Annotated in this window: 2 protein-coding genes (1 of these 2 running past the window's edge); both read left to right on the top strand. The window is 47.4% G+C overall.

Going from position 1 to position 19367, the window contains the following annotated elements:
* Positions 1–5: 5 nt before the first annotated feature.
* Positions 6–8231 (top strand): SDR family NAD(P)-dependent oxidoreductase, encoded by an 8226-nt coding sequence (locus HPY28_RS07475; RefSeq protein WP_174230326.1) that lies wholly within the window; start codon positions 6–8, stop codon positions 8229–8231.
* Positions 8228–19367, top strand: partial view of an SDR family NAD(P)-dependent oxidoreductase gene (locus HPY28_RS07470; protein ID WP_174230325.1) — the 5' portion only. It continues 791 nt past the right edge of the window; the window shows 11140 of its 11931 coding nt (coding positions 1–11140); its start codon is at positions 8228–8230; the stop codon falls past the right edge of the window. Before HPY28_RS07475 ends, HPY28_RS07470 begins: the two co-directional genes overlap by 4 nt.

The following is a 19367-nucleotide window of genomic DNA, read 5'->3' as shown; positions in this document are numbered from 1 at the left end:
CGAGTATGAAGGTACTTTTTCATTCATTTCATGATGTGGAAACCATAGTGAAAGAAGTAATGACCGACTTATTAAAAGATACGACGAATCCCTTGGATTTCGATAAAAACTTCATAGAATTAGGTATCAGCTCGGTGTTGTCTGTAGAAATGGTAGAGAGGATGAATAGGAAGCTAGGCATAGACTTGGGGATTGAGGTCGTTTTTGATCATGAGAATACCAAGCAACTAGCCATGCACATTTTCGAAAAATATCAGGAAATCGCTCAAGCAACACATCGTATCCAGGCTGATCATGGCTCAACAACGATTGCGAGCAAGATAGGTAAAATCATGGCTCAACTATTGGATACACCTGTGGAAACTCTTAATTTCGATAAAAGTTTCATAGAGCTGGGCATTCATTCTGTGTTGGCGGTCGAATTAATAGAAGCAATCAATGCTGACTTGGGGATTCATCTTGGCGTAGAAGTTATTTTTGATTATACAGAGGTGGGTGAGCTGGCTGAGTATATCTCTCTGCAATTTGCGTCAGAGATGGTAGCAGACGACAGCCAAATCCTGCCTACTGTTTTAGCAAATGAAATTCGCCACTCCGATATCGCGATCATCGGAATAGCAGGCAGATTTGCTGGCTCAGATTCGGTGGAAGAGCTTTGGAAGCATCTAGCGTCTGGCGACAGTTGTATCGAGGAAATATCACGCAGTGGTTGGGAAGCAGATCAATATTACGGCGGGCTTCTCAAGGACATTGATCAATTTGATGCATCCTTTTTCAATATTTCGTCTGACGAAGCAAAAAGTATGGACCCTCAACAACGGTTGTTCCTACAAGAATCCTATAAAGCTTTTGAAGATAGTGGATACTCGGTTGAACAGTTATCCGGGAGAAAAGTAGGTGTGTTTGTAGGGGGGCGCCATTCAGACTACAAAGAGAAATCTGTGTTAGCTGAAGGTATCTCTTCCCAAACGATGCTAGGCAATGAAATGTCGATGTTAGGGGCAAGACTCTCCTACTTTTTAAATCTCAAGGGACCAAGTCTTGCTGTTGATACAGCTTGCTCCTCTGCTTTGGTAGCCATTCATTTAGCTTGCGACAGTCTGCGCAGGGGAGAATCCGAAATGGCTCTTGCAGGCGGAGTGGCGATTCACAGCTCCCCTGACTTTTTTGTGATGTCCTCCAAAATGGGCGTGGTCTCACCTGATGGAACATGCAACACCTTTGACAATCATGCGAATGGAATGGTGTTTGGAGAAGGAGTGGGAGCAGTCATACTGAAGCCAGTTGCGAAAGCAATGGAAGATGGCGACCATATTTATGCGATCATCAAGGGCTCGACCGTGAATCAGACAGGAAAATCAAACGGTATTACAGCACCGAGCATGCTTGCCCAAAAAGAATTGATTGTGGATGCTTATGAAAATGCAGGGATTGATCCGGAGACGATCAGTTATATCGAAACGCATGGGACAGGAACGCAACTGGGTGATCCTATTGAAGTGAAAGCATTGATGGAAGCATTTCGTTCGTTTACCGATAAAACACAATTTTGCGCGATTGGCTCACATAAGCCCAACATCGGTCATGCCACGATGACATCTGGGCTGGCGAGTCTGTTTAAAGTGGTCATGGCGATGAAATATAAGAAGATCGCCCCGACGATCAGTGTCAAGGAAGTCAATAAGCATATCAAATTGACCGGAAGTCCCTTTTTCATCAATACCGAGCTCATCGAATGGAATACCAGTGATGCGACTCCACGAAGAGCAGGAGTGAGCGCTTTAGGATCGAACGGAACCAATTGTCATCTGATTCTGGAAGAAGCGCCGACGGTACAACCACAATCAAGCAAGCAGCAAGCAGGAGCCTATTACTTGTTCCCGTTTTCAGCCAAGAGCGAGTTAGCTCTCACGCAAAAAATGGATGAAATGTCCCAATGGTTAGCAAAAGAAGCGGGACGTTTTCACGAACAAGATATTTCCTATACCTTGTTCACAGGGAGAAGTCATTTTTCGCACCGTTGCATGTTTATTGCCAAGGACGTAGAAGAATTGCGGCAAAAAATCGCGGAAGTAAAAGAAACGGGAACAGCTGCTGATTATTTTGTCCATGATGAAACGGATTCCGTGGGGCTAGAAAAGAGCTTGAAAGAGTTCGGAGAAAAATTAATTACAGAAGTAGTAGAGAACAGTTCGCTAACCACCCAAGCAAGGAAAGAGAAGCTGTCCACGCTTGCTGATTTATTTGTAAAAGGGTACAAGCTGGATTGGAGCTCCTTATATAAAAACGGCAAATACACCCGGGTGCCTTTGCCAGCCTATCCATTTAGAGGGGAACGCTATTGGTTGCCCAAAACAAAGAGACAGGATCGCTTGCCCAATACTCACCCCGAATTGTGGAAGGAGATGGACGAGCTTCTCTGCAAACTGTTGTGGGGGCAAATGCAGTCCATCGGTTGGTTTACGGACAAGAGTGTGAATGTCGCCGATCTCAAGGCAAAAACAGGCTTCCATCACCGTTACGAAAAATGGCTGGAAGAAACTATCGCGATGTTAATTCGTCACGGCTATCTCGATGGCTTTGATGGAGAGCAATGCCTGGTGGTTGATCCGACTTTGATCGAGGTAGATGCTGTATGGGCAGAATGGGATCGACGTAAGGTAGCATGGCGTAAGGATGCCAATCTAGAAGTGCGGATCAGATTGCTGGAAGCTACGATGAAATCTCTGCCGCACATTGTAACAGGCAAGCGACTTGCTACGGATGTCATGTTTCCAGGCTCTTCTATGGAATTGGTACAACATATTTATAAAAATAACCCGGTGGCAGATCACTACAATGAAATGCTAGCGGAAACAGTTGCCACCTATGTGGAAGAACGGTTGAAACAAGATCAGTCTGCAAAAATTCGCATCATAGAGATAGGTGCGGGGACAGGCGGAACAAGCACGTTTGTATTTGAAAAGCTGAAGCCTTATCAGCAGTTTATAGAAGAATATTGCTATACCGACATCTCCAAAGCATTTTTGATGTTCGCACAAAAGGAATATGGACCGAACGTTCCGTATCTGACCTATCAAATTTTTAATGTGGAAGCGCCTTTTGCTGAGCAAGGCGTTCGAGAGGGCTATTACGATCTAGTAATTGCAGCTAATGTGTTGCACGCCACCAAAGATATTCGCAAAACCTTGCGCCATACCAAAGCTGTTTTACGAGAAAACGGTTTGGTTCTTTTAAATGAGATTAGCAGTAATTCCTTGTTCCTTCATCTGACCTTTGGTCTTTTGGAGGGATGGTGGCTGTCTGAAGATACGGATGTACGTATTCCAGGTTCTCCTGCCTTAACTCCGGCAGATTGGGAAACGGTACTGGAAAAGGAAGGATTTCACGCAATCTCTTTTCCAGCGCGGGAAGATCATGATCTGGGGCAACAGATTGTCCTTGGAAAAAGCGATGGCGTCCTCCACCCTGATGTTCGTGTCGATACGACTGTTTCACCTATCGCGCGCGAGACTGTCCATCAGGCAAAAGAAGAAGGGAAAGTCTCTTCGCAGCCAGCACCCCAAAACATTCCAAGCCAGTCTGTGGTGACCGAGCAGACGGTGACGGATTATGTGAAGGATATGATTATAGAAAAGCTGGTCACCGCATTGGAAGTCGATGTCGATTCGATCGATGTGGACGAACCTTTTAGAGATTATGGATTGGATTCCATTCTCGGGGTTCGTTTGGTTCAAGAGATTAATCAAGCGATGATCATTGAAATAGAGACGACCATTCTTTTTGATTACAGTACAGTCAATCAACTTGCCAGCTATATTTTGTCTGAGTACAAAGAGGTCATTGCTCAAGCGTTAGGGCAGGAAGTCAGTCTATCCGAGCAGAGGGAAGGTTCCGTCTCTGCTATTCAGACTGAGCCATTCATTCAAGCAGCTCCTATGCTTTCAGCGGAAAAAGGGCGCGCATCAGAAAAAGCTGCGTTCCTCACTGAACCCATTGCGATTATTGGAATGAGCGGTACGTTTGCCTCATCTGACAACACTGACGACTTATGGGATCACTTGGTGAACGGCTCGGATTTACTTACGAAAGTGACTCGTTGGGATTTATCGGAGCACGGTCTGGATGAGGCAGAGGGTTATCAATATGGCGGACTTGTAGAGAATATTGACTTGTTTGATCCGCTTTTTTTCAACATCTCCGGTCTGGAAGCTGACTATATGGACCCGCAGCAACGCTTCTTTTTGGAGGAATCCTGGAAGGCGTTGGAGGATGCTGGCTATGCAGGTCAAGGCGTGCAAGGAATCCAATGCGGCGTCTACGCAGGATGTGCCAAAGGTGATTACGATCGTCTCGTGGGAGAGAATCCTCCTGCCCAAGCCTTCTGGGGAAATATGGAGTCCATTGTGCCTGCTCGGGTTGCTTATCATCTGGACTTGCAGGGACCTGCCGTCACGATTGATACGGCTTGCTCCAGTTCCTTGGTGGCGATTCATATGGCGTGCCAAGCCTTGCGTACAGGTGAGGTCGATATGGCATTGGCAGGTGGTGTCTTCATTCAATCTACGCCGGGATTCTATTTGTCTGCCAAGCGAGCAGGTATGCTGTCACCGACAGGACGCTGCCATACATTTGATGAGCGGGCCGATGGCTTTGCGACGGGGGAAGGCGCTGGTGTCGTTGTACTGAAACGACTCTCGGAAGCGATCGCTTGCGGTGACCATATTTACGGTGTCATCTGTGGCTCGGGAATCAATCAGGATGGGACGACGAATGGGATTACTGCACCGAGTGCGAAATCTCAGGAGCGCTTGGAACGCAATGTTTACGATACATTCGACATTAATCCTGAGCACATTACGATGGTCGAGGCTCATGGAACGGGAACCAAGCTGGGAGATCCGATTGAGTATCAAGCACTCACTCGCGCTTTTCGGGCCTATACGGATAAAAAAGAATTTTGTGCAATTGGATCGATCAAGACGAATATTGGTCATACCCAGATCGCAGCAGGCGTTGCAGGGGTCATCAAAATCCTTTTGTCATTGAAGCACAAACAAATCGCGCCATCTCTGCATTTTAAAGCAGGGAATGAAAACATTACGTTTGCAGGCAGCCCATTTTATGTCAATACAAGCCTGAAGGAATGGTCAGTGGAGCCGCAAGCCAAACGTTGTGCGGCGATCAGTTCCTTTGGAGCCAGTGGTACAAATGCGCATATGGTCATCGAAGAGGCGCCTCAGGTAGAGCGGAATCATGCGAAAAAGCCAGGCTATTTGATTGTGTTGTCGGCGCGCACTTTTGAACAGCTACGCCAGCAGGTTGCCCAATTGCTTTCGTTTTGTGAAAAAGCACCGGAGACGGATTGTGGAAATATCAGCTATACGCTGTTAGTAGGCAGAAAGCATTTCCATCACCGCTTCTCTTGCATGGTTCAGCATACAGCCGAGCTTGTCCAGCTTTTGAAAAAGTGGCTGGACACAGGAAAAGTATCTCAGGCTTTTGTTTCCGAGTTAAATGAAAAAGATCATCGTGAACAAACCGCATTGAAACGTTACGGTAATCAAAGCATCGAGAATTTGCATGGGACGAGTCAGGCGAGCGAATATTTGGAACAGTTGTCTGTGATTGCAGAATTGTTTGTGCAGGGATATGGATTGGACTATGACAAGCTGTTTGCGAACGATCCGTATGCTCGTATTTCACTTCCCACGTATCCTTTTGCCAAGGAACGCCATTGGGTACTTGAGAGTGAAACAAAAGCAAATGCAAGGGTAGCAGCAAAAAACACCACAGCGTCCGTGATCCATCCCATGCTGCATCAGAACACTTCTACTTTCTCCGAGCAACGGTTTAGCTCCACCTTTACGGGAGAAGAGTTTTTCTTGGCGGATCACGTAGTCAAAGGGCAGCGGGTGTTACCGGGAGTTGCCTATCTTGAGATGGCAAGAACCGCGATGGAGCACGCTGTAGGAGAGAGAGTCCACGGGGATACGGCGATGAAACTACAAAATATCGTATGGGCTCGTCCGATTGTTGTAGGCGATCAGCCTGTTCAGGTACATACGGGTCTCGTTCTCGAAGAAGATGGTGAGGTGTCCTACCAAATCTATAGCGAGGCAGAGGGCAGTGATGCTGAGATCGTGGTACACAGTCAAGGAAATGCTGTGCTTAGTCCGCTTTCGGAGTTGCAAATGCTTGATTTGCCCGTTTTGCAAGCACAGTGCAGCGAGCATGTGATTTCATCCGAGGAATTCTATGAGTTCTTTAGAGCGATTCAGATTGATTATGGATTCGGACATAAAGGAATAGACAAGGTATATGTCGGGCCAGGACAAGTCTTGGCAAAGCTGGTTTTACCGTTATCGGTCACCGGCTCAGAGGATCAGTTTGTCTTGCATCCAAGCTTGATGGATTCAGCTTTGCAGGCCTCTGTGGAGTTAACACTCTCTTCCCGCCACGTGATGTCGTCGGATAGTAGGGCAAAACGCAAGCCAGTGATGCCTTTTGCCCTGGAGGAGATTGAAATCATTAGCCCGTGCACCCCTGAGATGTGGGCGTACGTGCGATACAGCGACGGAAGCCAAGCGGGGGATAAGGTAGAAAAATACGATATGGATCTATGTGACGACACAGGAACGATTTGTGTACGAATGAAGGGATTCACATCTCGGGTACTGGAAAGAGAGATCCAAACCGATCGGACAGCGACGAATGCGCCAGTTGAGACCTCTAGCGAATCGCTGATTGGAACGATGCTGCTCAGTCCTGTATGGGAAGAGGTTGTGATGGACCGTGGTTCGGAAACGCCACTTGCAAGTGATCGTATTCTGATTGTTTGTGCGGATGACGAGAACCGAAGCCTTGTTCAACAACGCTATCCCCGGGCAGCTATTATGGAGCTTACACCCGCAGAAAGTATAGATGAAATAGCGGTGAAGCTAGCGCAGGTTGGTTCGATTGATCATATCATCTGGATTGCCCCATGGATTGATTTAGAATATCTGGCAGAAGAGGCACTCATCATCGAGCAGGAGCGCGGTGTATTTCATGTGTTTCGCTTGCTAAAAGCGCTGCTCAAGCTGGGCTACGATACCAAGGAGCTAGGATGGAGTTTCGTAACCTTCCAGACCCAACCGATTCATCCAAACGATGTGGTCAACCCTATGCATGCCAGTCTTTACGGATTAGTCGGTTCGATGGCAAAAGAATACACAAACTGGCGTATCCGACTTGTTGATCTGGAAGCTGGTCGTGCTTGGCCAATGGAAGAGGTGTTCACCCTTCCGCCAGATGCCGAGGGGAATGCAACGGTTTATCGTGGAGGGAAATGGTATCGTCAGGAATTGATTCCATTACGTCAACCGCAATGGGCACATGCTTCCTACAGGCAGGGGGGAGTCTATGTTGTGATTGGAGGTGCTGGCGGTATTGGCGAAGTCTGGAGCGAATATATGATCAGTACTTATCAAGCGCAAATCATCTGGATTGGACGCCGAGAAAAGAATGCAGAGATCCAAGCCAAAGTGGATCGACTTGCGAAGCTCGGACCTGCTCCTGTCTATATGGCGGCGGATGCAACGAATCGCAAGTCCTTGTATTTTGCCTATGAAGAGATCAAAAAGCGATACAAGCAAGTAAACGGAGTCATTCATTCCGCGATTGTCCTGCTAGATAAAAGCCTCGCGAATATGGACGAAGAGCGCTTCCGTGCCGGACTTTCGGCAAAGGTAGATGTAAGCGTGCGGATTGCGCAAGTATTTGATCGGGAGCCGTTGGATTTTGTCATGTTCTTTTCATCGATCAACTCATTTACCAAGTCTCCTGGACAAAGCAATTATGCGTCAGGTTGTACGTTTAAAGATATATTCGCGCACCAGCTTTCGTTGCATAGCCTCAGTGCAGTGAAGGTGATGAATTGGGGATACTGGGCGAACGTAGGCATAGTTGCCACCAAGGATTATCAGGAGAGGATGGCACAGGCAGGATTAGGCTCCATTGAACCTAGTGAAGCGATGATGGCCTTGGAAAACCTGCTTGCTGGACCGATGAATCAAGTCGCGTTGGTGAAAACAACGAAAGCACAGGCCATGCTAACGATAAATTCGGTTAAATCGATTCACATCTATCCAGAAAAACTGGTATCACACATCGAAAGTGTAAAGAATGATATGCCCAAACTAGAGTTTTCGTCTCAACGTAGACAATCTAAAATGGAGGCTTATAAATGAACACAATGGATAAGCTTCTCAGTGAACTACTCTATGGTCAATTACAGTCAATCGGGCTGTTCACGGTAAAAAAACAGACAATAGCAGAACTCAAAGCCAAATTGCATGACAGGTACGGCAAATGGCTGGAAGAAAGCATAGCCGTTCTCGTGCAAAACCATTATCTTGCGTACGACGGAGAGTCACTCATCGCAAACGATATCACCCCTATTGATCTCGATACAGCATGGAAAAAATGGGAGGAAGAAAAAACAGCATGGCTCAACGACCCGAATAGTAAAGCTCAGGTGATTCTGGTAGAGGCAACTATGCGAGTATTGCCAGAGATTTTACTAGGAAAGATTCCAGCTACAGAGATCATGTTTCCTAATTCCTCGATGGAATTGGTGGAAGGGATTTATAAACATAATGTGGTTGCGGACTACTTTAACGAAGTGCTAGCCAATACAATTGTTACCTATGTGAAGCAGCGTACGGAGCAAGATGCTTCTGCACGGATTCGAATTTTGGAAATCGGGGCAGGTACAGGTGGAACCAGTGCGATCGTACTGCCAAGGCTAAAACCCTTTCAGAAGCATATCGAGGAATATTGTTATACCGATGTTTCGCAAGCCTTTTTACTTCACGCCGAAAAAGAGTATGGAGCCGAAAATCCATATCTTACGTATCGGATATTTAACGTGGAAAAGCCTGTTGAGGATCAGGGGATCGCTGCGGACACCTATGAACTGGTGATTGCCACAAACGTGCTGCATGCGACGAAAAATATTAGCCAAACCTTACTCCATGCCAAAACAGCTTTACAGAAAAATGGCTTACTGATTCTGAATGAGTTGACGAGCAATACCTTGTTTGCTCACTTGACGTTTGGCTTGCTGGATGGTTGGTGGCGCTATGATGATCCAGAATGGCGTATTCCTGGATGCCCTTTGTTAACGGTTGAAACATGGCAAAAGATGTTGAAGAAGGCAGGATACCGATCTGTTTTCTTGCCAGCAGAAGAGCATTTGGATTTATGCCAGCAGATTATTGTTGCAGAAAGCGATGGGGTTATACGTCGTAGCAGTCAGCCGAGGCAGTCGGCGGTAACAGTTGCGGATTCGCCTATAAAAAAGCAAGCCACAAAGTTGAAGACGAAACCACTCAAGAAACAAGTGCCTGTACGCACAACACCAGCGAAAAAATCAGGCAGAGTCACTGAGGAATTGCTTCGCGAAAAAAGTACGATTTATATGAAAAGGCTGATTGGTGAAACGCTTAGAATTCCGACCCATCAGATTCAATCATCAGCCCCATTAGAGCAGTATGGGATTGATTCGATTCTGGTTGTGCAATTGACCAATTCTCTTCGCAAAGATTTTGCGAATATGAGCAGTACGATATTTTTCGAGTATCAAACGATTGATGCCTTGATAGAGTACCTCATCGAGACGCAAAAGGAAGTGTTGATCAAGGTAATAGGTTTAGAAGCACAGGAAGCAATTGACGAAACATACCAGAGCGAGATAGAGAATGAGGAAATGACCGTTTCTGCTTCAACGGCGTATACCAATCTTCCTGTGAGAAAAACGAGACGCTTTTTATCCGTTCGAGAACAAGAAAGCAAGGAATCCATTTCGCCTTCATCTGTGGTGCGGGATGTGGCGATCATCGGTCTTTCCGGGCGTTATCCGCAGGCGAAAAATGTGGATGAATTCTGGAACCGTTTAAAAGAGGGGAAAAACTGCATTTCTGAAATCCCGAAGGATCGCTGGGATTGGAAGAATTATTTTGACGAAGAAAAAGGAAAAAAGGAATCTATGTATTCAAAATGGGGCGGATTTATCGATGATATGGATAAATTCGATCCCTTATTTTTTCAAATCTCTCCAAAAGATGCCGAAGAGATGGACCCGCAGGAACGGTTATTTTTACAAGAAGCCTATGCGAGTATCGAGGATGCTGGATATACGCCTACCAATCTGTGTGAAAGCAGAAAAGTAGGCGTTTTTGTCGGCGTGATGAATGGAAATTATCAGACGGGAGCCACTTATTGGTCGATCGCGAATCGCCTCTCTTATCTCTTAAACTTTCAAGGTCCAAGTGTGGCGGTGGATACCGCTTGCTCCGCTTCTCTCACAGCGATTCATTTCGCCTTGGAAAGCTTGTACAGCGGTACAAGCGAGTGTGCAATCGCAGGGGGAGTCAATCTCATTGTCGATCCCGTCCACTATATGAAATTGTCAGCTTTGACGATGCTCTCTCCCTCGGATCAATGCAAGTCCTTTGGCGATCAAGCGGACGGTTTTGTGGATGGAGAGGGTGTGGGCGCTATCGTCTTGAAGCCTTTGGATAAGGCGATAGCCGACAGTGACCATATTTACGGGGTCATCAAAGGAAGTATGATGAATGCCGGTGGGAAAACGAATGGCTATACCGTCCCTAATCCGCAGGCGCAGGCGCAGTTAGTGGCAGATGCCTTACAACGTGCCAAGGTACATGCAAGAACAGTCAGTTATCTGGAAGCACACGGAACAGGGACGGAGCTGGGAGACCCGATCGAGGTTGCTGGACTTACTCGCGCCTTTGAAAAAGACACCCAGGACAAACAGTTTTGTGCATTGGGATCAGCGAAGTCGAATATTGGACATTGTGAAAGTGCGGCAGGGATTGCTGGCGTAACGAAAATATTATTGCAGCTGAAGCACGCGCAATTAGTGCCATCCTTACATTCCAGCACACTCAATCCCAATATTGATTTCACCAAGACTCCGTTTGTGGTTCAGCAAGAGTTGGTGGAATGGAAACGCCCAATCGTTGAAATCAATGGCACAACCAATGAATATCCACGAATTGCAGGGATTTCCTCGTTTGGTGCGGGGGGAAGCAATGCCCATGTGATTATTGAAGAATATATTCCGGAAGAGCAACAGCGATCCAGTATAAAAATCACACCTCAGAACCCGGCTATTCTTGTTTTGTCAGCAAAGAATGTGGAGAGGTTGTATGAGAAAGCTCAGCAGTTGTTAGCCTTTATCGAAGAACACTCCTTATCTGATGCGAACTTAGCCGACATGGCGTACACGCTTCAGGTAGGACGTGTCGCCATGGAAGAGCGTCTTGCTGTCCTTACTGGCTCTGTGAAGGAGTTGCAACAAAAACTAACAGCTTATGTAGAAGGGCAAGAGCATATTGCTGATTTGTATCGGGGGCAGGTAAACCGAAATCAGGAAATGCTGGATATTTTGACGTCCGATGATGAATGGGAAGAAACGATTGCGAGATGGATGGAACGAGGCAAATACAGCAAGCTTCTCGACCTGTGGGTGAAGGGCTTACCTATTGATTGGAACAAGCTTTATCAGGAAGAGCAACCGAGTCGTATCAGTTTGCCGACGTATCCTTTTACCAAGGAATCTTATTGGATCGAAGCCAAGCCTGTTAGCAGTAGCGCAGGGGGAGGTTCGATTCATCCTTTGTTACACAAAAATACATCCGACTTCATGGAGCAGCGGTTTAGCTCCACGTTTACGGGACAGGAGTTTTTCCTGAGTGACCATGTCATCAAGGGTCAACGTGTCTTGCCAAGTGCGGCTTATCTGGAGATGGCACGGGCAGCGATACAATTGGCGACGGGAGGTCTGGGTTCGGAGCAAGAACAGGAAGGACTTCGTTTCAAAAATGTGGTCTGGACTCAACCTTTGGTTGTCGGGCCAGAGCCCGTTCAGGCTCATATCGAACTCTATCCTGAGGCGAATGGTGAGATTGTTTTTGAAATTTACAGCGATAGCAGGCAAGACCAGGAGCAAAGAGCGGAGATTGTACACAGTCAGGGAAGTGCCGTGTTGTGCTCCATTCCAGATATTCTACCTTTCGATCTCACCGCATTGCGGGAACAGTGCAACCTAAGCACACTCAGCGCGGAACAATGCTATGAGGCTTTCAAAAAGATGGGAGTCGACTATGGGCTTGCACATCGTGGGATCGAGCAAATTTTGATCGGTCAGGGGCAGGTGCTGGCAAAGCTGTCTCTGCCTTCTTCCGTGATGAAGACCCAAGGACAATTTGGTCTGCATCCGAGTTTGCTCGACGCAGCCCTACAGTCGTCGCTTGGCTTGATGATGGCAACCAGTGATTTTTCGCTGATTCTTCCCTTTGCTCTTGAGGAATTGGAGATCGTAGGTGCTTGCTCCGCTTCCATGTGGGCACTCATTCGTTATAGTGAGGGCAGTAAAGCTGGAGATATCGTGGAGAAGTTTGATATCGACTTGTGTGATGAGAACGGAAATATCCAGGTGCGGATGAAGGGCTTTTCTACGCGCAAGATCGCAAATGAATCTGTTGGATCAGGAGTAGAAGCGTCAAAAGCTTCTGTTCCTTTCGTAGAGGAGAATGCCGTGGATTCCTCCTCACTAATGGAACAGGCAACCCATTATTTAAAAAAGCTGCTTTCCTCCGTCATCAAATTGTCGGCAACGAAAATGGAAGCAGACGCCTCGTTGGAAACATACGGTGTCGATTCCATTGTGGCTATGCAGATGACCAAGGAGTTGGAAAAGCGATTTGGCTCGTTACCAAAAACGCTATTTTTTGAATACCAAACAATTAAAGAATTAACAGGTTATTTCGTTGAAAACTACCGTGAAAATCTGATGCACATCCTGGGGATGGGGGAAAATGCGGAAGCTCCCCTCACGCAAGTGCCAGAAACAACGATTGTGGACGAGAGGACAGCACAGACAGAGCGCAGGAGCAAAAAACGCAAGTCTCAACGTTTCGCGTCCCTGCGCATGGAAACCCAACGATCAAAAGGAGCGTTGGACATTGCCATTATTGGTATTTCTGGACGCTATCCGCAAGCTTGGAACATACATGACTATTGGAAAAATCTGCGCGACGGCAAGGATTGTATTACCGAAATCCCAAAAGACCGTTGGGATCACAGTCTGTACTTTGATGAAGCAAAGAACAAGGGCGGTAAGTCGTATTCCAAATGGGGTGGCTTTATAGACGGTGTCGATCAATTTGATCCGCTGTTCTTCCATATTTCCCCGCGGGAAGCAGAGCTGATGGACCCACAAGAGCGGTTATTTTTACAGTGTGTCTATGAAACGATAGAGGATGCAGGGTATACGCGCGATGCTCTTGGCAAGCACGATGGCTTGGGAGGCAATGTAGGGGTTTACGTAGGAGTTATGTACGAGGAATATCAGCTCTATGCGTCCGCTGAACAGGCGTTGGGCAGAGCGCTTACGATTGCGGGAAGTCCAGCTTCCATCGCTAACCGCGTCTCCTATTTTTGCAATTTCCACGGTCCGAGCATGGCGGTCGATACGATGTGTTCTTCATCGTTGACGGGAATTCATTTAGCGTGTCACAGCCTGCAACGCGGTGAATGTGAGGTTGCGATCGCAGGTGGTGTGAATGTTTCTATTCATCCAAACAAATATTTGTATTTGTCGCAGGGCAAATTCGCTTCCAGCAAAGGACGATGCGAAAGCTTTGGGGAGGGCGGAGACGGATATGTACCTGGCGAAGGAGTCGGAGCGGTATTGCTCAAGCCTCTGGCGAGAGCAATCGCAGATGGAGACCACATCTATGGTGTGATCAAAGGAAGCGCCATTAATCATGGTGGAAAAACGAACGGCTATACGGTTCCCAATCCTCATTCTCAATCAAGAGTGATTCGCCGTGCTTTCGAAGAGGCAGGAATTCACCCGCGAACGGTCAGCTACATAGAGGCACATGGTACAGGGACTTCATTGGGGGACCCGATTGAAATTGCCGGATTGACGAAGATCTTTCAGGAATACACGAAGGAGAATCAGTTCTGCGCGATTGGTTCGGCCAAGTCAAATATCGGGCATGCTGAGAGTGCGGCAGGGATAGCAGGGTTGACCAAGATATTGCTGCAAATGAAATACAAGAGGCTAGTTCCGTCCCTTCACTCCCGCACACTGAATCCGAATATTGATTTCAGCAAGACTCCATTTGTCGTGCAGCAAGAGCTGGCGGAGTGGAAGCGACCGGTGGTTGAAATCAATGGGGTAACGAGAGAATATGCAAGGATTGCGGGGATATCCTCCTTTGGGGCGGGAGGGGCAAATGCTCATCTCGTCATGGAAGAATACATCGAAGAGGAACACCGCCCACAATTCAGCATCTCGGCAAAAAATCCAGCTGTCATCGTATTGTCAGCCAAGAATAAAGACCGTCTCCTAGAGCAGATGCAGCGGATGTTATCTGCTATTCGGGAGCAAGTGCTGACGGACAACGATCTAGCAGACATTGCCTACACGCTACAGGTAGGACGTGAGGCGATGGAAGAGCGGTTCGCTGTGATCGTCAAGTCGATCTCTGAGCTGGAAGCAAAGCTAACGGGTTATCTGGAAGAGGAGGATGACATACAAGACCTGTTCATGGGTCAGGTAAAGCGGAATAAAGAAACGATGGATGTTTTCGCCGCAGATGAAGATTTACAACAGGCAATCGATACATGGATCGCAAAAGGGAAATACGCAAAGATTTTGCAGATGTGGGTACAGGGACTGATTTTTGACTGGAACAAACTCTATGGGGATACGAAGCCTCGTCGAATCAGCTTACCTGCTTATCCTTTTGCAAGAGAGCGCTATTGGCTGCCAAAGGTGGATTCACAAGCAGCTGGTTTTACCGCAGGAGCGCTGGCTACCCTACATCCCATGCTGCATCAAAATACGTCGACACTTTCGGAACAACGGCATAGTTCTACTTTTACAGGGCAGGAGTTTTTCCTTAACGATCATGTCGTGAAGGGGCAAAAAGTCTTACCTGGGGTAGCTTATCTGGAGATGGCACGAGTAGCTGTCGATTTGGCAGCAGGTGTCCGATCTGATAACCAGTCGGTGATTCAATTGAAAAATATCGTGTGGGCGAAACCAGTTATTGTGGAAGATGCACCCATCCAAGTACACACGGGACTATACCCGGAAGAGAATGGTGAAATTACTTTTGAAATCTACAGCCAGCCAAGGGAAGCCGAGGAGAATCTAGTAGTACATAGCCAGGGAAGAGCAGTACTACGATCAGCTATGGAAGCGCCAACGCTCGACCTTTCTGCCATTCAAGCACAGTGCACAAAGAGTAGTTATCGCTTTAGCCAATGCTACGAAACGTTTCATGGGATAGGACTGGCATACGGTCCATCACACCAAGGGATTGAGACGCTGTTTGTCGGGTCAGACCAAGTGCTGGCGAAGCTGATCTTGCCTTCCTCTGTTACGGATACAGCAGGAAAATTTGTCCTCCATCCGAGTATCACGGACGCCGCATTGCAGGCATCGCTCGGTTTTATGATGGGCACTACCGACCTTCAGCCGTCCCTGCCTTTTGCCTTGGAGCAATTGAACATTTACAGTGCTTCTACAGCTGCGGTATGGGCGTTGGTTCGATACAGTGACGGCAATGCAGCTACCCAAAAAGTGCAGAAGCTCGACATTGATTTGTGTGATGCGCAAGGCAAGGTTTGTGTAAGTTTGAAGGGGTTCACAACGAGGAGCCTCGAAGGTGAAAAAGCTGCCGGAGTTGTACAAGGCAGCAAAGGTGCAGGGGAGTCAGATAAAATCACGAGTACGCTGATGCTTCAGCCTGCTTGGATCGAAAAAGCCATTCCTATGGAAGCCAAAGCTCCTGAATATGAACAGCATGTAGTGATGCTCTGCGAACCAGAGAAGATTTCTTTGGAAAGCATTTCCTCTCAGATAAACGGTGCGAGATTCCTTGTGTTGCAATCCGATCAGCAAGGCATAGCGGAACGATTCCAAGCGTATGCTGTTCAGGTTTTCGAAGAAATCAAAGCCCTTCTTCATGCAAAACCAAAGGGGAAGGTGCTGATTCAGATGGTTGCCCCTCTCCGATCGGAACAACGACTGTTTGCTGGAATCGCTGGTCTGCTGAAAACGGCACAGATCGAAAACCCGAAAGTAATCGGACAGTTGATCGAAATCGATTCAACAGAAGATTCAGCCGGATTGGCGGAGAAGCTGAGAGCAAACAGCTTGTGCCCAACAGATAGCCAGATTCGCTATCAATTAGGGAAACGATATATGGCGGGATGGAGTGAAGTGGCAGCTCCACAGCATGAAGCAAGCATGCCGTGGAAAGACAACGGAATTTATCTGATTACGGGCGGAGCAGGTGGCTTGGGACTTATTTTTGCCGAAGAGATGGCGGAGAAAGCCCGTGGCATCACCTTGATTCTGACGGGACGCTCTGCGCTGACTGAGGAGAAGCAAGCAAAGCTTCGTATGCTTGCGAACACCGGGACAAAAGTCGAGTATCGCCAAGTGGATGTCACGCAGAAACAGGCAGTGGAGGATTTGGTCCAAAGCATTCGATCAGAGTTTGGCGATCTTCACGGCATTATTCACAGTGCGGGTGTGACTCGCGACAATTTTATCCTAAAGAAAACCAAAGAAGAAGTACAAGCAGTTCTCGCGCCAAAAGTTGCGGGACTCGTTCATTTAGACGAAGCGACTAAGGGGCTGAATCTGGATTTCTTTGTGCTCTTTTCTTCAGCGGCTGGAAGCTTGGGCAATATGGGACAAGCAGATTATGCGACTGCCAACGCCTTTATGGATACCTACTCCGCATACCGAAACGAACAAATCGCGTTAGGTGAACGGCAGGGTCAGACGATCTCCATCAATTGGCCTCTGTGGAAAGAGGGCGGAATGCAGGTAGACGAAGAGACAGAAAAGAGATTGTGGGACGACCTTGGCATGGTTGCTATGCAGACGGCTTCGGGTATCAACTGCATGTATCGGGGGTTAGCTTCGGGACAAGATCAGTTGATGGTAATGGAAGGCGATCTTGTACGAATGAAGCAAAGGCTGATGGGGGTCTCTGTGACCTTGTCCACACCAACAGCTCATTCGAACAGCTTGCAAAGTGAAGTTCAAGCGTCTTTGCTGAAAATAGTTGCTGATTTGCTCAAGGTTGATAGAGAGGATATTGAAATCCACGCTGAGCTCCATGAGTACGGCTTTGACCAGATTAAGCTGACCGAATTGACAAACAAGCTGAATCAATTCTATGAGCTTGAACTTACGCCAACTGTATTGGTAGAGTACCCGACGCTTTTTTCTGTCTCGCAACACTTGATGGATGCCTACCAGGATCGGTTCATCCAACAGTTTCAACCAGTAGAGAGCGCAAATATCTCTGCAAAAATGGAGAACCAACAGCCTGTTTCTGTTGGGCAACAAGATATGCTTCGGGCAAAAGTAAGGGAGTATCTGAAAAAGGAAATTTCTGCTGTTATCAAGCTCCCAGCTTATAAAATCGATGAGGATGCTCCGTTGGAGAAATACGGGATCGACTCGGTTATGGCGATGCAATTGACCAATCAATTGGAAAAAGCATTCGGTTCGCTGTCGAAAACGCTGCTCTATGAATACCAAAACATAGAGGATTTGACAGGCTATCTTTTGGCGCATCATAGAGACAAAATCTTCGCGATTATGGGAGCCGGGAAAACAGCAGAGACAAGCACAGTAGAGAATATTGCTAACGTGCTTGCCCCTACTGACTCCATAACAGAGCATCGTCGTCGTTTCTCACGGTTTGTTGCGCGTGAGCATGCAAATAATCAAACCACATCTGACCTGGACATTGCCATTATTGGTATTTCGGGTCGCTATCCGCAGGCTGCCAATGTACAAGAGTTCTGGAACAATTTGCGGGATGGCAAAGATTGTATTACAGAGATTCCGCAAGAGCGCTGGGATCACAGCTTGTATTTTGACGAGGCTCGGAACAGACAAGGAAAAGCATACAGCAAATGGGGCGGCTTCATAGACGGTGTCGATCAGTTTGATCCGCTGTTCTTCCATATTTCACCGCGGGAAGCGGAAATGATGGACCCTCAAGAACGCCTTTTCCTGGAAACCGTGTGGAATCTGCTCGAAGACGCAGGGCACACGCGAGAGGTGTTACAACGTCAATATGATAATAGAGTCGGCGTCTATGTAGGGGCGATGTATCAGCCGTATCACGCATTTGATACGGATATGGAAAAGGGCTCTATCATTTCCCTCTCTTCCTACCATTCGATTGCCAACCGAGTCTCTTACTTCTTTAATCTGCAAGGTCCGAGCATGGCGATTGATACAGCGTGCTCTTCATCTGCCATCGCCATTTATCATGCCTGCGAAAGCTTGATAAAGGGAGAAAGCACGCTTGCTATCGCAGGGGGCGTGAATGTTTCGATCCATCCTAAGAAATACCTAGGATTAAGTCAGGCTCAAATGATTGGAAGCCACGCAGACAGCAGAAGCTTTGGAGATGGAGACGGATATTTACCAGCAGAAGGCGTAGGGGCTGTACTATTGAAGCCTTTAGCCAAAGCGATGGAAGATGGGGATTCCATCTTAGCTGTCATCAAATCAGCTGCGACCAATCATGGTGGACGTACCAATGGATTTTCGGTGCCGAATCCCCATGCACAAGCACAGTTGATGGAAGATAATTTTGCTAGAGTGGGCATAGATCCACGGACGATCAGTTATGTGGAAGCCGCCGCTAATGGTTCGCTGCTGGGAGATCCGATTGAGTTGAAGGCGTTAACAAATGCTTTTTCGAAGCAGACGGATGATGTTCAGTTTTGTGCAATCGGGTCGGTCAAATCGAATATCGGTCACGCCGAAGCAGCTTCAGGTATTTCTCAGCTGACAAAGGTGATCTTGCAGCTACAGCATCAGGAGTTGGTTCCCTCTATAAAAGCGGAGCCGTTGAACCCGCATGTCAATTTTGCAGAAACGCCTTTTTATCTGCAAAAAGATCGACAAAAGTGGGAGCGACCACTGGTAAGCATCAATGGAGAAGAACGAGAGGTTCCACGCCGGGCTACAATCAGTTCGTTTGGAGCAGGCGGGTCAAATGCTCATTTGATTCTCGAAGAATATATTCCGTCGCAGACAGAGATGAAATCCATTTCTTCTACCACTTCACCCCAGATCGTGGTTTTCTCGGCAAAAAATGCGGAGCGATTACGTGCCGTTGCCCAGCAGATGCTTGCATTTGCCAAGCAGCAAGCGTTTTCCTTGGCGGATTTTGCCTATACGCTTCAAATGAAACGAGAAGCCATGGAATGCAGGTTGGCTATGCTGGTTCAAAATC

This window comes from Brevibacillus sp. HB1.2 (assembly GCF_013332495.1).
In the GTDB taxonomy this organism is placed as follows: Bacteria; Bacillota; Bacilli; order Brevibacillales; family Brevibacillaceae; genus Brevibacillus; species Brevibacillus porteri.
This window is presented reverse-complemented; position numbering and strand designations above follow the sequence as displayed.